The sequence below is a fragment of the Acinetobacter sp. CAU_H_56 genome (assembly GCF_058599425.1).
Genome location: NZ_CM178654.1, coordinates 554,562 through 576,364, shown reverse-complemented (window position 1 = coordinate 576,364; position 21,803 = coordinate 554,562). Strand labels below are relative to the sequence as shown.

The 21,803-nt window shown below is 43.1% G+C and carries 22 protein-coding genes; 9 read left to right on the top strand and 13 right to left on the bottom strand.

Annotated features, from left to right (window positions below; genetic code table 11):
* The first annotated feature begins 36 nt into the window (after positions 1–36).
* Entirely contained in the window at positions 37–2,802 is a 2,766-nt protein-coding gene (gene polA / locus AC4MCC_RS02830) for a DNA polymerase I (protein ID WP_419365708.1), read from the top strand.
* 148 nt (positions 2,803–2,950) lie between these two features.
* Here polA and AC4MCC_RS02825 read toward each other — a convergent pair whose 3' ends face one another.
* From AC4MCC_RS02825 to ppx, 5 genes are read right to left on the bottom strand one after another with little or no spacing between them, the layout of a single operon-like run.
* The gene (locus tag AC4MCC_RS02825) at positions 2,951–3,520 is read right to left on the bottom strand and encodes a YggT family protein (protein ID WP_004783550.1); all 570 of its coding nucleotides are present in this window, start codon (positions 3,518–3,520) and stop codon (positions 2,951–2,953) included.
* A 32-nt stretch (positions 3,521–3,552) separates the two neighbouring features.
* Positions 3,553–4,383, bottom strand: coding sequence for a pyrroline-5-carboxylate reductase (proC, locus tag AC4MCC_RS02820; RefSeq protein WP_419365707.1), 831 nt, complete (start codon positions 4,381–4,383; stop codon positions 3,553–3,555).
* Between the two features lie 2 nt (positions 4,384–4,385).
* Positions 4,386–5,759 carry a tRNA lysidine(34) synthetase TilS gene (gene tilS / locus AC4MCC_RS02815; protein ID WP_491880252.1) on the bottom strand — a complete coding sequence of 458 codons (1,374 nt, stop codon included), beginning with the start codon at positions 5,757–5,759 and terminating at the stop codon, positions 4,386–4,388.
* Positions 5,696–6,520, bottom strand: coding sequence for an acetyl-CoA carboxylase carboxyltransferase subunit alpha (locus AC4MCC_RS02810; RefSeq protein WP_004783557.1), 825 nt, complete (start codon positions 6,518–6,520; stop codon positions 5,696–5,698). The genes tilS and AC4MCC_RS02810 overlap by 64 nt, the downstream gene beginning before the upstream one ends.
* A gap of 30 nt (positions 6,521–6,550) precedes the next feature.
* Positions 6,551–8,071 (bottom strand): exopolyphosphatase, encoded by a 1,521-nt coding sequence (gene ppx, locus AC4MCC_RS02805; RefSeq protein ID WP_491876556.1) that lies wholly within the window; start codon positions 8,069–8,071, stop codon positions 6,551–6,553.
* Between the two features lie 261 nt (positions 8,072–8,332).
* On the opposite strand from ppx, the gene trxA reads away from it, so the two are divergent.
* The 3 genes from trxA (at position 8,333) to AC4MCC_RS02790 (ending at position 10,939) form a co-directional block, all read left to right on the top strand.
* Positions 8,333–8,659, top strand: coding sequence for a thioredoxin (gene trxA / locus AC4MCC_RS02800; protein WP_005233946.1), 327 nt, complete (start codon positions 8,333–8,335; stop codon positions 8,657–8,659).
* A gap of 321 nt (positions 8,660–8,980) precedes the next feature.
* A complete protein-coding gene (gene rho, locus AC4MCC_RS02795; protein ID WP_004783562.1) occupies positions 8,981–10,249 on the top strand; it encodes a transcription termination factor Rho in 1,269 nt (422 codons plus the stop codon).
* Positions 10,250–10,651: 402 nt separating this feature from the next.
* Entirely contained in the window at positions 10,652–10,939 is a 288-nt protein-coding gene (locus AC4MCC_RS02790; RefSeq protein ID WP_005233936.1) for a hypothetical protein, read from the top strand.
* Positions 10,940–11,027: 88 nt separating this feature from the next.
* Here the strand turns inward: AC4MCC_RS02790 and AC4MCC_RS02785 are convergent, their stop codons facing one another.
* The 3 genes from AC4MCC_RS02785 to pheS all read right to left on the bottom strand — a co-directional run bounded on the left by AC4MCC_RS02785 (position 11,028) and on the right by pheS (position 14,818).
* Positions 11,028–11,324, bottom strand: coding sequence for an integration host factor subunit alpha (locus AC4MCC_RS02785; RefSeq protein ID WP_004783565.1), 297 nt, complete (start codon positions 11,322–11,324; stop codon positions 11,028–11,030).
* Entirely contained in the window at positions 11,321–13,702 is a 2,382-nt protein-coding gene (gene pheT / locus AC4MCC_RS02780) for a phenylalanine--tRNA ligase subunit beta (RefSeq protein WP_419365705.1), read from the bottom strand. The genes AC4MCC_RS02785 and pheT overlap by 4 nt, the downstream gene beginning before the upstream one ends.
* Before the next feature lie 135 nt (positions 13,703–13,837).
* Positions 13,838–14,818, bottom strand: a complete 981-nt coding sequence (pheS, locus tag AC4MCC_RS02775) for a phenylalanine--tRNA ligase subunit alpha (protein ID WP_034703065.1) — start codon at positions 14,816–14,818, stop codon at positions 13,838–13,840.
* Positions 14,819–14,977: 159 nt separating this feature from the next.
* Here pheS and AC4MCC_RS02770 point away from each other — a divergent pair, with 159 nt between their 5' ends.
* A complete protein-coding gene (locus tag AC4MCC_RS02770; protein WP_419365704.1) occupies positions 14,978–16,006 on the top strand; it encodes a hypothetical protein in 1,029 nt (342 codons plus the stop codon).
* A 162-nt stretch (positions 16,007–16,168) separates the two neighbouring features.
* Here the strand turns inward: AC4MCC_RS02770 and rplT are convergent, their stop codons facing one another.
* Positions 16,169–16,528 carry a 50S ribosomal protein L20 gene (rplT, locus tag AC4MCC_RS02765; RefSeq protein WP_004647525.1) on the bottom strand — a complete coding sequence of 120 codons (360 nt, stop codon included), beginning with the start codon at positions 16,526–16,528 and terminating at the stop codon, positions 16,169–16,171.
* Between the two features lie 11 nt (positions 16,529–16,539).
* Positions 16,540–16,734 (bottom strand): 50S ribosomal protein L35, encoded by a 195-nt coding sequence (gene rpmI / locus AC4MCC_RS02760; protein ID WP_004278281.1) that lies wholly within the window; start codon positions 16,732–16,734, stop codon positions 16,540–16,542.
* Positions 16,735–16,964: 230 nt separating this feature from the next.
* On the opposite strand from rpmI, the gene AC4MCC_RS02755 reads away from it, so the two are divergent.
* Positions 16,965–18,218: an MFS transporter gene (locus tag AC4MCC_RS02755; RefSeq protein WP_491885664.1), complete on the top strand. Its 1,254-nt coding sequence runs from the start codon at positions 16,965–16,967 to the stop codon at positions 18,216–18,218.
* 92 nt (positions 18,219–18,310) lie between these two features.
* Here AC4MCC_RS02755 and AC4MCC_RS02750 read toward each other — a convergent pair whose 3' ends face one another.
* The 3 genes from AC4MCC_RS02750 to AC4MCC_RS02740 form a co-directional block, all read right to left on the bottom strand.
* On the bottom strand, positions 18,311–18,733 hold the full coding sequence (locus AC4MCC_RS02750; protein ID WP_419365702.1) for a YqaA family protein: 423 nt from the start codon (positions 18,731–18,733) through the stop codon (positions 18,311–18,313).
* A gap of 7 nt (positions 18,734–18,740) precedes the next feature.
* Positions 18,741–19,031, bottom strand: a complete 291-nt coding sequence (locus AC4MCC_RS02745; protein WP_159123055.1) for a hypothetical protein — start codon at positions 19,029–19,031, stop codon at positions 18,741–18,743.
* 72 nt (positions 19,032–19,103) lie between these two features.
* The gene (locus AC4MCC_RS02740; RefSeq protein WP_419365700.1) at positions 19,104–19,724 is read right to left on the bottom strand and encodes a glutathione S-transferase N-terminal domain-containing protein; all 621 of its coding nucleotides are present in this window, start codon (positions 19,722–19,724) and stop codon (positions 19,104–19,106) included.
* A 310-nt stretch (positions 19,725–20,034) separates the two neighbouring features.
* Between AC4MCC_RS02740 and AC4MCC_RS02735 the strand changes: the two genes are divergently transcribed.
* From AC4MCC_RS02735 to AC4MCC_RS02725, 3 genes are all read left to right on the top strand, one after another.
* The gene (locus AC4MCC_RS02735) at positions 20,035–20,499 is read left to right on the top strand and encodes an Hsp20 family protein (protein ID WP_491885663.1); all 465 of its coding nucleotides are present in this window, start codon (positions 20,035–20,037) and stop codon (positions 20,497–20,499) included.
* A 99-nt stretch (positions 20,500–20,598) separates the two neighbouring features.
* A complete protein-coding gene (locus AC4MCC_RS02730) occupies positions 20,599–21,150 on the top strand; it encodes a hypothetical protein (protein WP_491885662.1) in 552 nt (183 codons plus the stop codon).
* A 261-nt stretch (positions 21,151–21,411) separates the two neighbouring features.
* The gene (locus AC4MCC_RS02725) at positions 21,412–21,771 is read left to right on the top strand and encodes an SPFH domain-containing protein (protein WP_373687226.1); all 360 of its coding nucleotides are present in this window, start codon (positions 21,412–21,414) and stop codon (positions 21,769–21,771) included.
* Positions 21,772–21,803: the final 32 nt, after the last annotated feature.

Here is a 21,803-nt window from a genome sequence, read left to right as displayed (position 1 = left end):
ACAATAAAACTGTTTTTTGAATAAGGAATTGATTACATGCCACCATTTGTCTTGGTCGATGGCTCTTACTTTTTATTTCGTGCCTTTCATGCACTACCACCATTAACCACGTCAACCGGCCTGCACACCAATGCAATTCGTGGTGCGATTTCTGCTATTCAAAAACTAATGCGCCGTACCCAGCCAACACATATGGCGGTAATTTTCGACACGCCTGAACCGACTTTCCGTCACGAGCTATCACCTATTTATAAAGGTGACCGTCCAAGCATGCCGGAAGAACTGTCACAGCAAATTCCATACCTACATGCCTTGATTCGCGCTTTGGGCATCCCCCTGCATATGCTGCCAGGTGCGGAAGCCGATGACATCATTGGTACACTGGCTAAACGCGCTGAAGCTTTAGGTCATCAGGTGCTGATTTCAACCGGTGATAAAGATATGGCACAGCTGGTGACTGATAAAGTGACCTTGGAAGACAGCTTCAAAGAAAAACCGATGGATGTTGATGGGGTTTTTGAAAAGTTTGGCGTATGGCCAAACCAGATCATTGACTACCTGACCCTAATGGGCGATGCCTCAGATGGCATTATGGGTGTGCCTGGGATCGGGGCGAAAACAGCAGCCAAATTACTCAATGAATATGGCTCGATTGGTGGCATTCTGGAAAATGTCGACAAGATCAAAGGTAAAGTTGGTCAGAATATTAAAGACAATACCGATGGCATTGCACTGGATCATCAGTTGGCCAGCATCATTTGCGATCTGGATTTAAGCTTCACTTATGATGACCTGAAACTTCAGGATCCAAATGTAGAAGCTTTGCGTAATCTGTATACCGAACTGGAATTCCGTAACCAGCTGCAATCCCTAGATCATCCGAATAATCCAAACAACCGTAATTATAAACAGGCTACTCAATCGATTACTGCTAAAGCAGCACCTGAACCTCAGGAAGCCGATGACCAGCAGGCAACACTGAGCAGTGATAATGATCAGCTTGGAGAAGCGACGTATCATACTGTATTAACTCAGGAAGATTGGGACAAGCTGTTTGAACGTTTAAATACTGAAAAACGCTTTGCTTTTGATACTGAAACCACCAGTCTGGATTATCGTATTGCACAGATTGTTGGTTTTTCGGTGGCTTTTGATGCACAGGATGCCTATTACGTACCGCTAGCACATGATTATGAAGGTGCTCCAGAACAGCTCAATCGTGAAGAAATTCTGGCTCAGATCAAACCGATTCTAGAAAATGAAGCCATTCAGAAAATTGGCCACCACCTGAAATATGATGCGCATGTTCTGGAAAATCACGGCATTCATCTAGCAGGCTGGTATTTTGATACTATGCTGGCTTCTTATGTGCTCAACTCGGTTGCCACCCGTCATGGCATGGATGATGTAGCCCGTCTGTACTTAAGCCACTTAACCACGACCTATGAACAGGTGGCAGGTAAAGGCGCCAAACAGAAAACTTTCAATAAAATCGAGATCGAAACCGCAGCACACTATGCCTCAGAAGATGCGCATGTGACCTATCGTCTGTTTGAAGTACTGAGCAAAAGACTGCAGGCTTATCCTGAACTGGTCAATATCCTGCACAATATTGAAATGCCTGTAGCCCGTGTGCTGACCAGCATGGAAGAAAATGGCATCCGACTGGATCTGGCTTTCCTGGATCAACTCGGTTGTGAGTTTGCCCAAACCATGCAGAATCTAGAAAATCAGATCACTGAAATAGCCGGTGAAGCGTTTAATGTCAGCTCTCCTAAACAGGTCGGTGAAGTTCTGTTTGACAAACTGGGCCTGAAAGGTGGCAAAAAGACCTCTACCGGTCAGTACAGCACCAGTGAAAGTGTACTGGAAAAGCTGGAACACCCGATTGCTGAACTGATTCTAGAATATCGCGGTCTGTCCAAACTGAAAAGCACCTATACCGATGGTCTATGCAAGCAGGCCAATAATGAGACTCATCGTGTACATACCAGTTATCATCAGGCACTCACAGCCACTGGCCGTTTATCGTCTACTGATCCAAACTTGCAGAACATTCCAATTCGTGCGGAAATCGGACGTCAGATTCGTAAGGCCTTTATTGCGCCCGAAGGTCGTGTCTTACTCGCAGCCGATTATTCACAGATTGAATTGCGTCTGATGGCACATTTATCTCAGGATGATGCGCTAGTAGATGCCTTTAACCATGGACAGGACGTACATCGCCGTACCGCAGCTGAAGTTCTGGGCATCCCGCTCGAAGAAGTAACCAATGATCAGCGTCGTCAGGCTAAAGCCGTGAACTTCGGTCTGCTCTATGGCATGTCTGAATTTGGCCTGACTCGTCAGTTAGGTTTTACTCGTCAGGAATCCCAGGAATATATCAAACAGTATTTCCGTCGTTATCCGGGGATTTATGAATATATGCAGCGTACCCGTCAGGTGGCATTGGAACAAGGCTTCGTTGAAACCATTCTAGGCCGCCGTTTATACACACCTGATATCGATGCCCGTAACATGATGGTCCGCAAAGCCGCTGAACGTGCTGCGATTAATGCACCATTACAAGGTTCGGCTGCAGACATCATTAAAATGGCAATGATTGAGGTTGATAAAATGCTACCTAAAGATCAAGCCAAAATGCTGCTACAAGTGCACGATGAACTGGTATTCGAAGTTGATGAAGCGATTGCAGATGAACTGGCACCTCAACTGGCTGAAGTGATGCAATCTGTGATTGAAATCTCTGTGCCTCTGGTCGTGGAAGTCGGTAAAGGCATGAACTGGGATGAAGCGCATTAATACTAAAGGTCCTTCCTCCTTTTAGGAGGAAGGTTGGGATGGAGGTTATTTAAATTTATAGACCTCACCCTAACCCTCTCCTACAAGGAGAGGGAATTTTCTTGAAATAAAAAAGGACGCCTAAGTGTCCTTTTGATTTGGAATCTGATTAAAGACCGGTTAGCAACACAATTGCCACCTGGTTCATAATCATTTCAATTACGATCAGTGCCAAAATTGCCAGAATTGGAGACAGATCGATCATTCCCATATTCGGCATGATACGGCGGAACGGTGCTAATAATGGTTCTGCAAGTTCTTGAACCACTTCAATATAAGGTGAGCGGGATTGCGTAAACATCACCACCCAGCTCAAAATAATCGTTGCAAAAATCAGGTAACGACAGAAGCGGATCAAATCCTGCATCATGGTGACGAAGGTTAGAATAAGCAAATGGATTGGACCATTTGGCATTCCCCCGGACAAATACATGATGCCAAAAATTTTCAGCAAATACAGCACGACTAAAAGTGCCAGTGCAGCAGTATTCACCCGGCCTTTACCTGCGGTTGGGAAAATACGCCCAAACACATCTACAATTTTAGTCGCTTTGACAGTAGATAGAACGACAGGATTATAAGGACTCACCGCGGCCAATTGCATTAAAAAGCGGAAGAATACGAGCAAAATCGCGACGTTAATGATAATGCCAAAAATTAGCGCAGAATTTGCACCCATACTTGAACGTTCCTAAAAATTAAACTGATAGATTATTTGCTATTGTCACTGAGCTCTTGGGCCAGTTCCTGACTACGTTTTTGCGCAGCAGCAAGCGCTGCCTGAATATTCTGAGAAATCTGCGCGCGATCAAACACTTCCAATGCCGCTTGAGTTGTACCATTCGGAGATGTGACATTCTTACGCAGCTCTGCTGGTGTATTAGAACTGGTGATCGCCATTTGCGCTGCCCCCAAAGCAGTTTGCAATGTCAATGCAGTGGCTACTTTTTCATCCAGACCTAAATTCTTGCCTGCACGAATCATGCTTTCCATCATATAGAAGAAATAAGCAGGTCCTGAACCAGACACAGCAGTTACGGCATCAATCTGAACTTCTGAGTTTACCCAAATTGTCAGGCCGGTAGAAGCCAAAACCTGACTCGCCAGCTCACGGTCTTCTGCACCCACTTCTTCATTAGCAAATAAACCATGTGCACCTGTCTGTACCAGTGCGGGTGTATTCGGCATCACACGGACAATACGGTCAGTGCCCAATAGCGCAGATAGTGTTGCAATCTCGGCACCCGCAACGATTGAAATCACCAGCTTGCCATCAAGTAAACCTTGAAGTGGTTTTAACACACCAGCTAAAACCTGTGGTTTGACTGCAAACAGGACGATATCTGCATCTTTAATAGCAGCAATATTATCATCGGTGACATTCACTGCTTTTTCTGCAAGAAGTAAGCGTACTTTCTCAACCGGATCAGAAACTGTAATACGCGTTGCTGGCAACCCCTGCGAAATCAGCCCGCCGATCAAGGCTTGAGCCATATTACCGCCACCAATAAAACTAATATTACAATTTAAAGCTGCACTCATGTTTAATGCTCGTCGTTGAATTCTAAAGTTGAAGAAACCGAAATGGGTAGCCACCCCCCTGCTTCACAATATGCAGATTGAGCTAACCAAAATCCTTTAGGTGTAAACACGCCTAGCATAACATTATCTGTGCTTAATATTTGAATAGTATGCCGAGTCCAGGGAAATATTTGCGCTTCCTGAATGGCTTTTTTGAGCGGCCAGTGCCCCACCCGGCCATAGAGATGAATTTTTTCACCCCCCTTCCGTTGCCGCAAATACAAGGGTTGTCCTAATAAAGTGGGAGATAATCCTATCTCAGCCCTTTGAATCCCGAATTGACCAGAAGGAAGATGAATCTGATCTTTATTCTGTAAAATGATCTGCTGTTCGGCTACGTTTAGCTGTTGGTCAGCCAGATAAACTTCAGCTTTTAGTCGATGCAACTGCTGCTGATAACGCACATAGTAATAACCCGACCAATGTAGCGCTGCCTGAGCATCTGGTTTCGCTTCGATTACTTCGGCCTGTACACGCTCCACCATGTCCAGAGAGGGACGATATTGTCCCTTGCCTTTCATCCAGACCGAGAGTAACTGGCGCTGCCGTGCTTTGGATAAACTTGAGAGAGGAGATAAATTGAGAATTTCGTCGTTACCACAGAGTTTCAGATCCTGCTCCAATACTTCTTGCAGAATATTTTGTGCATCCTGCATCAGTTCACTAGTACGTGCCAAGGCAGATTGCATTTTCGGGTAACGATGACTTAATACTGGCCATAGCACCTGACGTGCCCAAGCCCTATCATAATGAGTATCCTGATTGGTCGGATCTTCAATATTCTGGATATTTAAATCTGCTGCCCATTGGCAAATCTGCTCACGGGAAATATCCAGCAGTGGCCGCCAAATGGTTAAATCGTGGCGGATATCGATCGCTTTCATCGCAGCCAGACCATCAATCCCTGCCCCAGAAAGTAAGCGCAACATCAAAGTCTCTGCCTGATCCTGCTGATGGTGAGCCAAGACCAGAATTTCATTAGGTTGGAGATGCTGTAGATAAGCTTGATAACGCGATTGGCGAGCCTGAGATTCCAGATTACCACTGGCAATATGGACGGGCTGAATGATGCAAGGAATATTTAGTTGCTGACACTGATGCTGGACAAAAGTGCCCCATTCAGCACTAACACTTTGCAGTTGATGATCAACATAGATCGCGCGGATTTTTTCCGGGCACAAAAAAAACATCAGATGCAGCAACAGCATAGAATCCACGCCGCCACTGCATCCGATTAAAAATTTTGTTTCTACAGGAAATTCCTGCAGTTGCTTTAAGATGCCAGACCTAAATTGTCGCTGCCAAACTTCATTAAACGCTGGTAACGTGCTTCGCATCGTGCTTGTGGTTCCATTGCTTGCAGTTCATTTAAAGCTTCTTTCAGGACTGCTTTCAGTTGGTACATGACTTCATCCGGATCCAGATGTGCACCTTCACCTTCATCAACGACGTATTCAACAATGCCCATCTTTTGCAATTTTTCTGCAGTCAATGCCAAAGCTTCACTGGCCTGTTCGGCTTTTTCTGCAGTTTTCCACAGAATTGAGGCACAGCCTTCTGGTGAAATCACTGAATAAATACTGTGAGAGAGCATCACCACACGATCTGCCACACCAATCCCAAGTGCACCACCGGAACCGCCTTCACCCAGAACAGTGGCAATTACAGGCACTTTCAGATTAGAAAGTTGTGCCAAACTTGACGCAATCGCTTCAGCCTGACCACGCTCTTCTGCACCCACACCTGGGTAAGCACCCATGGTATCAATAAAGGTAAAGACTGGCAGATTAAAACGTTCCGCCATATCTAACAGACGCTGAGCCTTACGGTAACCTTCCGGGTTACTCATGCCAAAATTATGCTGTAATTTTTCACGGGTACTACGACCACGGTGCTGACCCACGATCATCACTGGTTGTCCATCGAAACGTGCCAGACCACCGATCATTGCGCCATCATCACCATAGAGACGGTCGCCATGCAAAGCATCAAATTCAGTGAATATTTCACCTACATAGTCCAGAAATTGTGGACGTTCCGGATGACGAGCAATCTGTACTGTCGTCCATGCTTTTGATGGGGTAGCTTTATTTTTCATAGGTCAACCGTTTTCATCCCTATAAAGGTATTAATTAACAAATTGTTCAGATTGAACCGAGAGCTCGATCTCCCAATTTTTAAACTGCACCTGTTCATCATGCAGTTCAGCAATCAGTAATGGCCATTGTTTGGCATCACCAGAAATGCTGAGCTGCCATTGTTGCGCATTCTTGACCTTAAGTTCAATGGCAGGAAGCATCTCATCGCTACGGCTGTGATTGACCAAAACCGCCAGACGTAACAGCAAACACAGCTGTAAAAGTTTAGTTCCGCCGACTTTCATCACATCATGCTTGGCATCAGCGCGCAATTTACGGCGATGATGTGCGACCAAATGTGACAAATAATTCTGATCTACCTGCGAAAAACCGGCAATGTCAGAATGTTGCAATAAATAGGCACCGTGGCGGTGATAACCACTATGACTGATCGCCAAACCGATTTCATGCAAATAAGCTGCACGACGAAGTAAATCACTGTCCTCGCTATACAGGCCAAGATCACCTGCTACATCATCAAACAGTTTTTGTGCAGTCTGCACTACACGTTCGGCCTGCTTGGCATCGGCATTATAACGACCAATCAAGGCATGGACTGAACGATCACGGATATCCTCATGCTTGAAACGACCCAAGAGGTCATACATCACGCCTTCACGCAATGCGCCATCTGAATACACCAGATACGGAATATTCAACACATCAAATACCGCATATAAAATGGCAATTCCTGCAGGCAAAACTGCACGGCGGTCATCTTTCAGACCTTCAAATTCCATGTCCGAAACATGTTTATATTTGAATAATTTGTCTTTGAGTTTTTCCAAACCTTCACGGGTGAGCTGCTCTTTATCATTGCTCCAGCCCATGTTGACACAGATCTGACGGCAAGCCTTAATCGTACCACTCGAACCAACCACCGCATCCCAACCGGCAGATTTATAAGTATTGGCAATGCCTGAAATTTCTTTACGTGCCGCAGTCACTGCCTTATCAAAGGCTTTATGGGTAATTTCACCATCAGCAAAGAATTTCTTGGTAAAAGTCACACAACCCATCTGCACAGATTCGGTATGAATGGGTTCGAATTCTTCCCCAATGATGAGTTCAGTCGAACCACCACCGATATCTACTACTAGACGACGACCAGTATTAGCCATGGTATGTGACACACCGAGATAAATTAGACGTGCTTCTTCACGACCAGCAATAATTTCAATCGGTTTTGGTAAAATTTCAGCTGCTTTCTGAATAAATTCATGACCATTTTTGGCCTGACGCAAAGCATTCGTTGCCACAATCCGTAAACGGTTCGGTTGTACCGATCCCAAGCGTCCGACAAAACGGGCCAGACAAGCCAAACCACGCTGCTGCGCGGCTTCAGTCAAATTTTTATTTTCATCTAGCCCCGCTGCAAGCTGAACCTTTTCTGACATTGATGCGACTTTTTTCACTTCGCCATGATCCACCCGGGCAATCGCCAAATGAAAACTGTTTGATCCCATATCGATGGCTGCGAGTAATTCTTCATCAATCAAAAAATCAGACATTCTAGAAATAAACCTTTTAAGAATTGTGCTTAGAGTAATTCACAACCATGCAATTTAAAAGCCATTTGTCAGGACAATTTCGCGTAATTATTTTTTTCATTTATAGGACAATTGTATGAGGCGATGGTGACTATCGTGATCATCCATTAGACAAAACAACATTAAAGCTTGAAAATTTACAGATTCCCCTACATTGTTAAAGATGGCTATGTAATACTAATAATTATAGTTATCTTTATAAAATTAATTCTGGAGCACTCCATGTCTGGCAACATCGTAAACACTACTGACGCAAACTTCGAAGCAGACGTTCTTCAATCAGACGTTCCTGTACTGGTTGATTTCTGGGCTGGCTGGTGTGCGCCATGTAAAGCTATTGCCCCTGTACTTGAAGTATTGGCTGATGAATACCAAGGCAAAGTGAAAATTGTCAAAGTTGACGTAACATCTTGCGAACAAACTGCTGTGAATTTCAATATCCGCAACATTCCAGCTTTATTGATGTTTAAAAATGGTGAAGTCGTAGCGACTCAAGTCGGTGCAGCACCAAAATCTAAATTGACTGCATTTATTGATCAAAACATCTAAGCATAAAATGCTATAGTAAAAATACGCGACCAAAGGTTGCGTATTTTTTTCGTCTATAAATTGACAAAAACCTGTTTCTCTCTTATATTTCAACTTCAAGAGATAAAGGATGCTAAATCCTGTCAGTTTCTTACAAGACACATTACATAACATGCCGCTCGGCAATAGAAATTGTTTTCACATTTCTCTTTGAAACAATCAAACAGACCTCTGAATTGTTCTTGTGCAAATTCAATTGCTTTCGTTTGAATGCTTATATGCGGCCGAATGTTACTCCCTTTCTAACCTATACCTTAGAACTTTGATTCTATCTGACCACCTATGAATTTAACCGAACTCAAGAAAAAACCGATTGGCGAACTCATCAAGATTGCCGAGTTTATGGGCCTTGAAGGTATGGCTCGTAACCGTAAGCAAGACATTATTTTTGCCATCTTAAAACGCCATGCGATGAATGGTGAAGAGATTTTTGGTGATGGCGTTCTAGAAATTTTGTCAGATGGTTTTGGCTTCTTACGCTCTGCAGCAGGCTCTTATTTGGCAGGTCCTGACGATATCTATGTCAGCCCATCACAAATTCGTCGCTTTAACCTGCGTACCGGTGACACCATTACGGGAACCATTCGTCCGCCTAAAGAAGGTGAGCGTTATTTTGCTTTGCTTAAAGTCAATCAGATTAACTACGATACCCCGGAAAATTCACGTAACAAGATCTTGTTCGAAAACTTGACTCCATTGTTCCCTACTGAACAATTAGTGATGGAACTTGGTAATGGTACGACTGAAGATTTAACTGCACGTGTGGTCGATCTGGTTGCTCCAATTGGTAAAGGTCAACGTTCAATTATCGTTGCACCACCGAAAGCTGGTAAAACCATGCTATTACAGAACATCGCTCAATCGATTGTTCGGAATAACCCTGAATGTTTCCTGATTGTCCTTCTGATTGATGAACGTCCTGAAGAAGTCACCGAAATGGAACGTACCGTTCGCGGTGAAGTGGTCGCTTCTACCTTTGATGAATCACCTGCCCGTCACGTTCAAGTGGCTGAGATGGTGATTGAAAAAGCCAAACGTCTGGTTGAACACAAGAAAGATGTAGTCATCCTGCTGGATTCGATTACCCGTCTGGCGCGTGCATATAACACTGTGATTCCTTCATCAGGTAAGGTATTAACTGGTGGTGTAGATGCACATGCACTTGAACGTCCAAAACGTTTCTTTGGTGCGGCACGTAATATCGAGGAAGGTGGTTCTCTTACTATCATTTCTACTGCTCTGATTGAAACCGGCAGTAAGATGGATGAAGTGATCTATGAAGAATTCAAAGGTACAGGTAACCAGGAAATCACGCTAGATCGCCGTATTGCGGAAAAACGTGTTTTCCCTGCGATGAATATCAAGAAATCAGGTACGCGTCGTGAAGAACGTTTGATGTCCGAAGACAAACTGCGTAAAGTTTGGATTCTACGCAAACTCCTGCATACCCAAGATGAACTGGTTGCGATGGAATTCCTGCTGGATCGTATGAAAGAAACCAAGACCAATGATGATTTCTTCGATCAGATGAAACGCAAAGCATCGAACTAAAATTATCGGAAAGGTCACCATTCAAGGTGGCCTTTTTTATGGTTGACGTATGTTACACAATGAAACAATGTACTGAGATATCTGTAAACTTATTTTTAAGTTTTTGATTATTAAAATAAACAGATAAATAACTGTATAATTTTTATAAGCTTAATAAGCCTTTCTCCAATCTATATCTTTCAATTAATTGTTATTTTCTGTTAAAAAACCCTTAATTTTTATCGTTTTTTCACTGTTTTTGATGTTCCCCTAGTAGCAATTAAAAATGCGCAGTGATAGCATATTTGCAGACCAGTTAGACTGCTCCTGCGTTGTTAGTCCCTAACACTATTAGGAATAATAAAAGCATATTACAGCCTGACTTTGGTTTTTTTTAATCTCAATTTTTTAGAGAGTGATGCCATGTTATTCAAAAAAATCGCTATTGCTGCTGCAGTTGCTACTACTTTAGCTTTCGTTGGTTGTGCTAAAAAAGCTGACGACGCTGCTGCTGACGCTAACCAAGCTGCTTCTGAAGCTGTAGAAGCTGCTTCTGAAGCTGAAGCTGCTGCTGACGCTGCTGCTGTAGAAGCTACTTCTGAAGTTGCTGCTTCTGACGCTGCTGCTGTTGCTGAAGCTGACGCTGCTGCTGCTGTTGCTACTGACGCTGCTGCTGACGCTACTGCTGCTTCTGAAGCTGCTGCTCAATAATCTTTACGATTATTCAGTACAAAAAAGAGAGCCTTTGGCTCTCTTTTTTTATGTAATAAATAAAAATTTTAGGTATAAAAAAAGCAGATCAATTGATCTGCTCATTCCCCACACGTTGACGGAACTTCTGCCCCGCGCGGAACGTAACAACACGGCGTGCAGAAATCGGAATCTCTTCACCCGTCTTCGGGTTACGGCCTGGACGTTGGCGCTTATCACGTAACTCAAAGTTACCGAAACCCGATAATTTTACTTGTTCGCCCGAGATTAGCGCTTGGCTAATCTCGTCGAAAAACAACTCGACCATTTGTTTAGCTTCACGACGGTTTAAACTCGTGAGCTCACTTAAATGATCAGCCATTTCTGCTTTTGTTAATGCTGTCATGAAGCCCTCAATGTCGCTTGGTAAGTGTTTTCCAACACCTGAAGGATATTATCCATACCTGATTTAATTTCAGCATCTTCCAGTGTACGGCTTGGATGCTGCCAGAGAAGTGCAAATGCCAGTGAGCGTTTCCCTTCTTCTACTCCTTGTCCAGTGTACACATCGAACAACCATGTCGAGCCTAGAAGCTCTCCACCTGTTTTTTCGATAAGTCCCTGAATTTCGCTAACATTAATCTTATCACTAATTAAAAGCGCAATATCACGTCGAACCGATGGAAAACGTGATAATTCTGTAAAATTAGATACATAAGTTTGCAAAACAGCCGATTGATCTAATTCAGCGACCCAAGTCGTCGCCAAATCGAGCTCGTCTTCAAGTGAGGGATGTAAACGACCTAAATAACCAATTGACTGACCATTCACTAAAATTTCAGCAGATTGACCAGGATGTAACCAGCTACGTTCAGAACGTACATATTCCACATTCAGACGCGCAGCTGCCAGAATTTCCTCAATATCACCTTTGAAGTCAAAGAAATCCATTGACTGCGCTTTACCATGCCAAGTTTCAGGCGTACGTGAACCAGTAGCAATCAAGGCAAAAGTTGGAATCTGTTTCAGATCATGAATTGAAGCCGCATCCTGATAATCAAATCGCAAACCGAGTTCGAAGAAACGTACACGGTTCTGCTGACGGTTAACGTTGTACTGTACGCATGGAATCAGGCTAGACAGTAAAGTTGAACGCATCACCGCCAAATCGCTTGAAATTGGGTTCGCCAAAGCTAATGGATTGACTTCTGGATTTAACTGTTTTTCCAGTTTCAGGTCGGCAAAACTGAAGCTGATCGCTTCCTGATAACCCAAGGTTACGGCTGTTTGACGAAGCTGAGTCAGTTCGAATTGGTCTTCATATTTCGCCAGTTTCACATCGATCACAGGCAAGCTGATTTGAATATTGTCATAACCGTGAATACGGGCAACTTCTTCAATCAGGTCTTGGTAAATTGCCATGTCATAACGGTGTGACGGAGGAACCACTGACCACTGACCTTCAGCTTTTACAGTGACGCTACAGCCTAAACGCGTTAAAGCATCTGTAATGAAATCTGATTCAACTGTATAACCTAATAGTTGATCGACCTGCGCTTGTTCTAACTCAATCGCTTCACGCTTTGGTAACAGCTCTGTTTTTTCAGCTACAATAATTGGACCAAACTCACCGCCTGCAAGCTCAGCAATCAACTGAGAAGCACGATGCATTGCAATCATAGGCAATTCGAAATCGACACCACGTTCATAACGTTGTGACGCATCAGTATGTAGACCGAAACGACGGGCACGGCCAGCAATATGCAATGGCGCGAAGAATGCTGATTCTAGGAAGATTTCAGTAGTTTCATCAGTTACTGATGAAGACAAGCCCCCCATAATCCCTGCAATCGCTAATGCTTTTTCAGCATCTGCGATCACCATCACGTCGTCTTGCAGTTCAACTTCCTGTTCGTTAAGCAGAACAAGTTTTTCACCTGCTTTGGCTTGACGTACATGCACTGAACCCTGAACCTTGCCACCATCAAATGCATGCAGAGGTTGACCCAGTTCCATTAATACATAGTTAGTGATATCGACCAAAATGCTGTGTTGACGGATGCCAGCACGTACTAAAGCTCGTTCCATCCACTCAGGGGTTGGTGCTTTGGTATTGACGTTTTTGATCACACGACCGAGGTAACGTGGACAACCTTCAGTTTCAACAACGACTTGCTTTTGATCGGCGATGGTTGCAGCTACTTCTTTAATTTCAGATGGAGTTACCGGCAACTGGTTAATCACACCAATTTCACGTGCGATCCCGCGAATGCTGAAACAGTCACCACGGTTCGGGGTGATGCTGATATCAATCACGTTGTCATCAAGGTCTAAATATTCACGAACATTTACACCGACTGGTGCATCTGCAGGAAGCTCTAACAGACCATCAATTTTGTCTTCAAGATCGATTTCTGAAGCGCCACATAGCATACCTTGTGATTCAACACCACGCAGTTTGCCTTTCTTGATTTTAAAATCGCCTGGTAATACTGCACCGATAGTGGCTACGGGCGCTTTCATACCGGCACGTACGTTAGGTGCACCACACACGATTTGCAAAGGCTCACCTGAACCAATGTTTACAGTGGTAACACGTAAACGGTCTGCATCCGGATGCTGTTCGACTGTCAGGACTTCACCAACAACCACACCTGTAAACGGTTTTGCCGCAGGTGCAATTTCATCCACTTCAAGACCAAGCATAGTCAACTGGTCAGACAGTTTTTCGCTATCGATGGCTGGGTTAACCCATGTGCGCAGCCAATTTTCGCTAATTTTCATTTATAAAAACCTGTAATTTCAATCTCTAGAATCCCCCTCTGACTCCCCCTTTTTCAAAGGGGGAGAACTCCTATCTTTTCTCAGAGTCCCTCTCCTTTTTTAAAGGAGAGGTTAGGAGAGGATTAAATAAAAGTTTTAAGCAAACTGGCGTAAGAAACGCACATCGTTTTGATAGAACATACGCAGGTCATTAATGCCATAACGCAACATTGCAAAACGTTCTACACCTAAACCAAATGCAAAGCCTTTGTATTTGTCTGGATCAATGCCCGCAGCGCGAAGTACATTTGGATGCACCATACCGCAACCCAAAACTTCTAACCATTTGCCACGCTCATCCATAATGTCCACTTCAGCACTTGGCTCAGTGAACGGGAAATAAGACGGACGGAAACGCACTTTCAAATCTTTTTCGAAGAATTCGTTTAGCAGGTTTACCAATAAACCTTTTAATTCAGCAAAGCTGGTATTTTCAGCAACGTATAAGCCTTCGATCTGATGGAACATTGGTGAATGTGTCTGGTCAGAGTCACAACGGTATACACGGCCTGGGCACACGATACGAATTGGTGGCTGCTGGGTTTCCATGGTACGAATCTGCACACCTGAAGTATGCGTACGCAATAGATGGTTTACATCAAAGTAGAAAGTGTCATGCATGGCACGTGCAGGGTGATGGCCTGGAATATTCAATGCTTCGAAGTTGTGATAGTCATCTTCAACTTCTGGACCAGTCGCTACTGTGAAACCTGCTTTGGTAAAGAATTGACAGATACGTTCTTGTACTTGGGTCACTGGGTGGATGCTGCCCACCTGTTGGCCACGACCGGGCAAGGTAATATCAATTGTTTCACTAGCAAGCTTTTGCTCTAGTGCAGCTTTTTGCAGTTCAGCCTGACGTTGTGTCAAAGCACTAGTGATGGCTTCACGAACTGCATGAATTTGTGCCCCGAACGCTTTACGTTGTTCAGGATCCATTTTCCCCAGCGACTTAGATTGTTCCGCGAGCTGGCTTTTTTTCCCCGTAAATTGCACTCGTACTTGATCAAGTGCAGCAAGGTCTTGAGCTGCTGCAATCGCAGCGAGCGCTTCAGTGGTCAGGGCTTCCAGTGACATAGTAACTCTCAAAGCAACAGGTTAGAAATATTTTTAAAAACCCCATATTCTAACAGTTTTTAGGCGAGTTGATGAAGTGCGCTTTTAATGAAAATTAGAATAGCATCATGAATTATAAAAAGTATAAGATAAACATAATATCAATCAGATCAAATCACTATGGCACTCGATCAAATTTGGAAACAGCAACTGACCCTCGTCACTTATGGCAATGAGTTTTTAACTCAGGATCTCAGTTTCAGCCGCTGGCTGAATCACTCCATTTTTAATCAGCACCATTTAACTTTCCGTGATCTGATTTCCCAGCATTTACTGGCACAGCACTTTCAAATCTGGCTAGAAGGACTGAAAAAACAAGGGGTTCGTCGTATTAGTCTGCATTCTTCACATTTACTGGAAGATGAAAATAACCCTAATGCCAATGTCGAACTGGTTCCTTTGGCTCATGTGATTATCAGTCATCATGCTCAAGGTAAAACCGCCTGGATGATCGGTAAGGAACTGGCTGAATGGTATACCGCTGATAATGATTATGAAGCACCGGAAGCCCAACAGTCGCCTTTACGTCATGAAGTATTCTGGCGTTATGAACTGAATAATAAACTGGCCAAAAGAATTGATGCTGATCTGGTACAACCAAACTGGGATGATATTCATACCTATACCGAACAGGAATTATTTGAACATCATTTAGCTCAAGGATTCACTGAGCCTGCTTATACTGGTTTGCCTTATTACGGTACTACCCCAACGATTCAGTCTCATGCAGAAAATCCGAGTCATCTTGCTTTAATACCAACGGATTATTCATCTGATTATGCTCATCAGACCTTGTACCGTCTGGATGCATTAAGTGATTTTATTCAGACGAAGATTCAACACCCTTATAACGATGATGGTCAGGTACTGAATCCAGAGCAGCAATTAAATCTGCGCCACTTTGCACAAAAAATCGATGAAATCAGTGCCAAGTTTATTGTGAAAGTGGCCAATCATTATAAAACTGCACAACTCACTCCTAAAGTGGCGCCTGATCCTTTTGCGGGCATGAATACTGAAGATCGCGCGGTTAAAGTCTCTAAAGCTGAACGACCACAAAGTCATCATAAAACCGGTGCTTCAAGTGTGATCAAACTGATTCTGATCACGATTGTGATCTGTCTGATTGGCTACTATTTCGGGCTTTAATAAAATATATTGTCTATAATAAATAATCACTTTGGCTTGGTGGAGAATTAATCTCCACCAAATCAATAAATAAATGATTTAAAAAATCAAAGATCCCACTGATTTTATTTAAGCATAAAAAAAAGACCGCTTTTAGCGGTCTTTTTTCTAAGTCATAAAGACTTATGCAGCCAACGCATCTTTAGCTTTAGAAGCTAGAGCTGCAAACGCAACTGCGTCATGCATAGCGATGTCAGCAAGTACGCGACGGTCGATGATAACCTGAGCTTTTTTCAAGCCAGCGATCATACGGCTGTACGATAAACCGTTTTGACGTGCACCAGCGTTGATACGCGCAATCCATAGAGCACGGAATTGACGTTTCTTCTGACGACGGTCACGGTAAGCGTATTGACCAGCTTTGATTACCGCTTGGAACGCTACGCGGTAAACGCGTGAACGAGCACCATAGTAACCTTTAGCGCGAGCAAGAATTTTTTTGTGACGGCGATGAGCCTGTACACCACGTTTTACACGAGCCATTTATAATCTCCTTAGATGTACGGGCACATACGACGAACTGAAGCAACGTCACTTACGTGAACCATTACACAGCCGCGCAATTGACGAATACGCTTAGCAGATTTTTTGGTCAAAATGTGGCGTTTGAACGCTTGTTTACGCTTAAAACCGTTAGCAGTCGCTTTGAAGCGTTTAGCTGCACCACGGCGAGTTTTCATCTTAGGCATAACAACCTCTTTTGAACACCTGTTCGGCACGTCTGCACCATTGCAAGAACGCCCTGCAGGTAAGGGAGCCGATATTCTAATGCATCTTTGCTTAAAACAAAAGCACTAGTCTTTTTTTCTTGATGAATCTGCAAACTTAGCATTTTTTACGATAAGAATTGAATGATGAATTTATATACTGCTTGCGATATCACTTTATAATTTGTCAATTTTTTCAGTTGCAGCTTTTTATGCACATTCAGTCCGATGCGTTTGCCGCACTCCGTTACCGAGACTTTTCTATTGTCACCTTAAATCAGTTTTGCCTGACTTTAGCCATTCTGATTCAGGAAATTATTGTTGCCTATTCTCTATATCAGATTACCAAAGACCCGCTAACCTTAGGACTGATTGGTCTGGCAGAAGCCATTCCTTTTATTTCCCTTTCCTTATGGGGTGGATATGTCGCGGATCGTTTTAATAAGCAGACTATTATGAAAATCTGTTTATTTTTTGCCATTCCGATGCCTCTCATTCTCTGGTCACTGTTTCATTATCACGGCTTGGGAAACCTCAGCACCAGTCAATTGTCTTGGGGAATTTATGCCGTCATTTTCTGTCTGGGTACCATTCGTGGCTTTTATAATCCTTCAGCAACTTCACTGAAACCCTTTCTGATTCCACGTGCACTCTATGCCAATGGTGCAACTTGGACCACAATTGGCTGGCAAAGTGGTGTAATTATCGGGCCGATGCTCGGTGGTTTTATGCTGGCATTTTTAGGTCGGGAAACCAGTCTTCTAACTGTCGCAGTACTGGTCAGCATCTGTTTTATTCTGATTAACTTACTGCAAAAGCGCGATTTTCCTAAAATTGAAACTGAAAATGTCCTGCATAGTCTGGGCGATGGTTTCCGTTTTATCTGGAACAGCAAAATTGTACTGTGGTCGATTTCCCTAGATCTGGTTTCGGTACTGTTTGGTGGGGTGATTGCCCTCTTACCGATTTTTGCAGAGGATATTTTAAAGGTTGGCCCGGAAGGTTTGGGGTATTTACGGGCTGCCCCGTCCATTGGCGCACTGATAACCATGATTGCCCTAACCCGCTTTCCGCCTACGCAACATGCCTGGCGTAATATGCTGCTTGCAGTCGCAGGTTTCGGTGTCTTTACCTTGCTATTCGCTTTTTCCAACTCGATGTGGCTATCTCTGTTTGCTCTTGCCATGACTGGTGCATGTGACAGTATTTCAGTAGTGATTCGCCAGACGATTTTACAGATTTACCCACCCGATAATATGCGTGGTCGGGTTGCTGCAGTAAACGGCATGTTTGTCTCATCCAGTAATGAACTGGGTGCTTTTGAGTCTGGTCTGGCTGCGAAATATATGGGCACGATTATGGCTACAGTGTTTGGTGGCAGCACGACCCTACTGGTGGTTGCCATCAGCTGGGCGAGAACCAAGGATCTGTTTGGAGTTGATATTACCAAAGGGACTGAAAAGTAATTTTTAGTTCTGATGCACGTAGGATCTTTAATCAGGAAAATCCTGCGCGCTAATGATGAATACAAATAAAAAGAGGCTTTATGCCTCTTTTTTTAAAACATCGCATACGCCCAATAGACAAACAGATAACGTCCAATTTTGGCAATACTGACTATCAAGATAAAACGGGTAAAATTTTCCTTGAGCAAGCCGGCAATTAACGTAATTGGATCGCCAATAATCGGCACCCAGCTCAGCAATAATGACCAATAACCATATTTCTGATAAGTACGTTGAGCTTTAAGCATCTGCTGCTCAGAGACTGGAAACCACTTTTTATGCTTATATTGTTCAATCTTGAATCCCAGATACCAATTCACACAGGAACCCAAGATATTTCCAGCACTTGCGATCATGATGAGCAAGGCCGCCGAATAGCTCCCTTGCCATAATAAACCCAGCAAAACCGCTTCCGACTGCAGCGGTAATAAAGTGGCTGCACCAAAAGCGGCAAGAAAGAGCAGAAACAGGGACATCCCGAGACTAACGGCTTAAACCCAGTTTTTTCTTGGCTTTAAGATATTCCCAATTAGCCCAGACTATAGCCATAACCATGACCAAAATACGTGACCATTGATATTTCTGGGTAATCGGCTCAAGAGCTGTATTTAAAATCTGACGATCTTTGGTATTCAAGGCACTGATCACCTGATCCACATGCACAATTTCAGCAACGAACAGCAGCAGACAAGCTGCGATACCGAAAATAATACTCCAGTAAATTCGAGGATTCGTTTCCACGATTTTAGTAAAGTTCAGGAAAAAATCTTTCATATACTCACCCAATAAAAAACCACCCAAAGGTGGTTTAATCTACTTTTATCTAGTTTAGCACAAAGGCCAGACTTATCTGACCTGTATTGCTAATGCTCTTTGAACCGCTGGACGCGCAGTCAGGCGGGTCACATATTCCTGTATTTCCGGATAATCAGCCAGATCAATTTGCTGCCATTCGTGACGTAACACCCATGGCAAAATAGCCATATCCGCAATCGAATACTCACCAGCTACATATTTCTGACCAATCAGCTGTTTGTTCAGAACCCCGTATAGACGCTTGGTTTCATTGACATAACGATCAGTAGCATATGGGATACGCTCAGGGGCAAAACGACTAAAGTGATGATTCTGCCCCAGCATCGGACCCAAGCCACCCATTTGCCACATTAGCCATTGCTCAACTTCAACACGTTGCTGCTCATCATCCGGATAAAACAGGCCGGTTTTACGACCCAAATATTGCAGAATCGCGCCAGATTCAAAGACTGAAATCGGTTCACCACGCGGGCCATCCTGATCCACAATCGCAGGAATTTTGTTATTTGGAGAGATACGTAAAAAATCAGGTTGAAACTGGTCATTTTCCAGAATATTGATCGGGAAAATTTTATACTCCAAGCCCATTTCTTCTAATGCGATGGTAATTTTATGGCCATTGGGCGTTCCCCAATAATAGAGATCAATCATGTTATTACCTGTTACCTTTTCGTTTTTACATGACATTATTGAAATTTGATCTAGTTATAGCATGATTTAAAGCCTTACTTCCGCATATTTTGTTATAGATTCAGCAGTAAAATCGCTAAATTCAAAGCATTATTTTTAGCCCAAGATGGGTTCAAATATTTTTAAATCTTGAGGCTTGAAAAGCTTCGCCTCAATCCTATATTAGAAATAGAGCAATGATCTATTCAGGAGATTGTTTCTAATCACTGAGTTCATATTGAAGAATTGCATGTTGTTTAAAAAACTTTTCTGAGATCAGGAGGTAAGATCAATGAGCAATTTCAGTCTTAGCCCACTATTCCGTCGTAGTATCGGTTTTGACCGCTTTAATGACCTTTTTGATTATGCAATGCAAAGTGAGGCACCGAACTATCCGCATTACAACATTGAAAAAACCGGCGACAACAATTACCGCATTGTGGTTTCTGCTGCCGGATTCAATGAAGACCAGCTAGAGATCAATCTGGAAAATCAGGTTCTGACCATTAGCGGTAAAGCGGTGGAAGAAAATTCAGATACTACTGTGGAATTCCTGCATAAAGGCATCGCCCATCGTTCATTCAAACTGTCTTTACGTCTGGATGAACATATAGAGGTACAACAAGCTGAATTTGAAAATGGTTTATTGAAAATTGAATTGCAGCGCAATGTGCCGGAAGAAAAATTGCCTCGTCAGATTCCGATTGGCAAAAAGCTGTTAGCTGAAAAAAATGAATCTAACGAGCAACAAAGCTAATCCCCCGCTAAAAGAAAGACCCGAATGGGTCTTTCTTTTTTAGGACAGAATCCTTAAGCTTGAAAGTGTTCAATTTTTACTCCTTATAAAAATAATAATATGAACACATCAGATATTATTCTGTTTCATCAAAGTGCCCAGACGATGAAACACATGGGACTTCTCCTCCTTTGCTATCCCGTTGGGATTATGATGACCTTATACCTTCATACTCCAGATCCTCCTTCCAGTTTTATTCGAGGATTGGTATTTTTATGGCAGGAGTCTCCAAGCTTTTATGGCTATATGCTGGGTTTCCTGATGCTATCGCTCTTGGTATATAGCATTAAACTAAAAATCACCTCGCGGACAATTTATTACACTTTGGCAGGTTACCGGATCAGCCTGTGTTTATATCGTGAAGCCGTCCATTATAGCTTTATCAATCCTCAATATGATTCAATTAAAGCCCGTACCAAACGTTGGCTAACCAGACTTCCCGCTCATCAAATTAATCAGCGGGATGGCACTCTCGATTTTATTCTTTGTCAGCCCAGTTGGCGCGACCGACTCTGTTTAAGATTATTCCGGATTCATTTATCGATGTTTTCCCGCCAGCAAGCCAAGGAAATTATTCAAGCCATGTACAGTGCTTGGAATTTAAGATCATAAAGGCTGATTCAAAAGCAATTTTAATCATGAAGTTTAAGCTGAAAGAAATTTATCTCATCAGATTTCAAAGGATAAAAAGCAGTTATTAAAAAATGGTGTTCTGGTTGGGACTTTCCCCTATCACCACATATAGTTGATTTACATAAAATTTCGGCTATGCTTTTCTGAAACAGAATAAAACATTCAATAAATACCATAGATAAAAAAATCTGCCGTAGGTGCACCATGAATTATGTCCGTCGCAACGCCCTGAGTCCATTCATGCTATTGAGCTTGCTCTTCTTTTTATTGATTGTCATTTTACTGCTATTGTTTGGCTGGCCACATTATAAAGTTTGGAAACAAGGTATGGATGGTCAGGCAGCATTGGCTGAAGCAGAACAATCCAAAATGATTCAAGTGCAAGTTGCAAAAGCGGAACTGGAAAGTGCCAAACTGCGTGCAGAAGCTATTAAACTCGTTGGGCAGGCAGCTAAAGATTATCCTGAGTATCGCAAGCAGGAATTTATTGGTGCATTTGGTGAAGCTCTGCGTGAAGGCCGTATTCAACAAATAATTTATGTACCCACTGAAGCCAATATTCCGATTGTAGAAGCAGGAAAATCCTACCCTGCTCAATAAAAGATTAAATTTATAAAAAAAGCCCTGCAAAT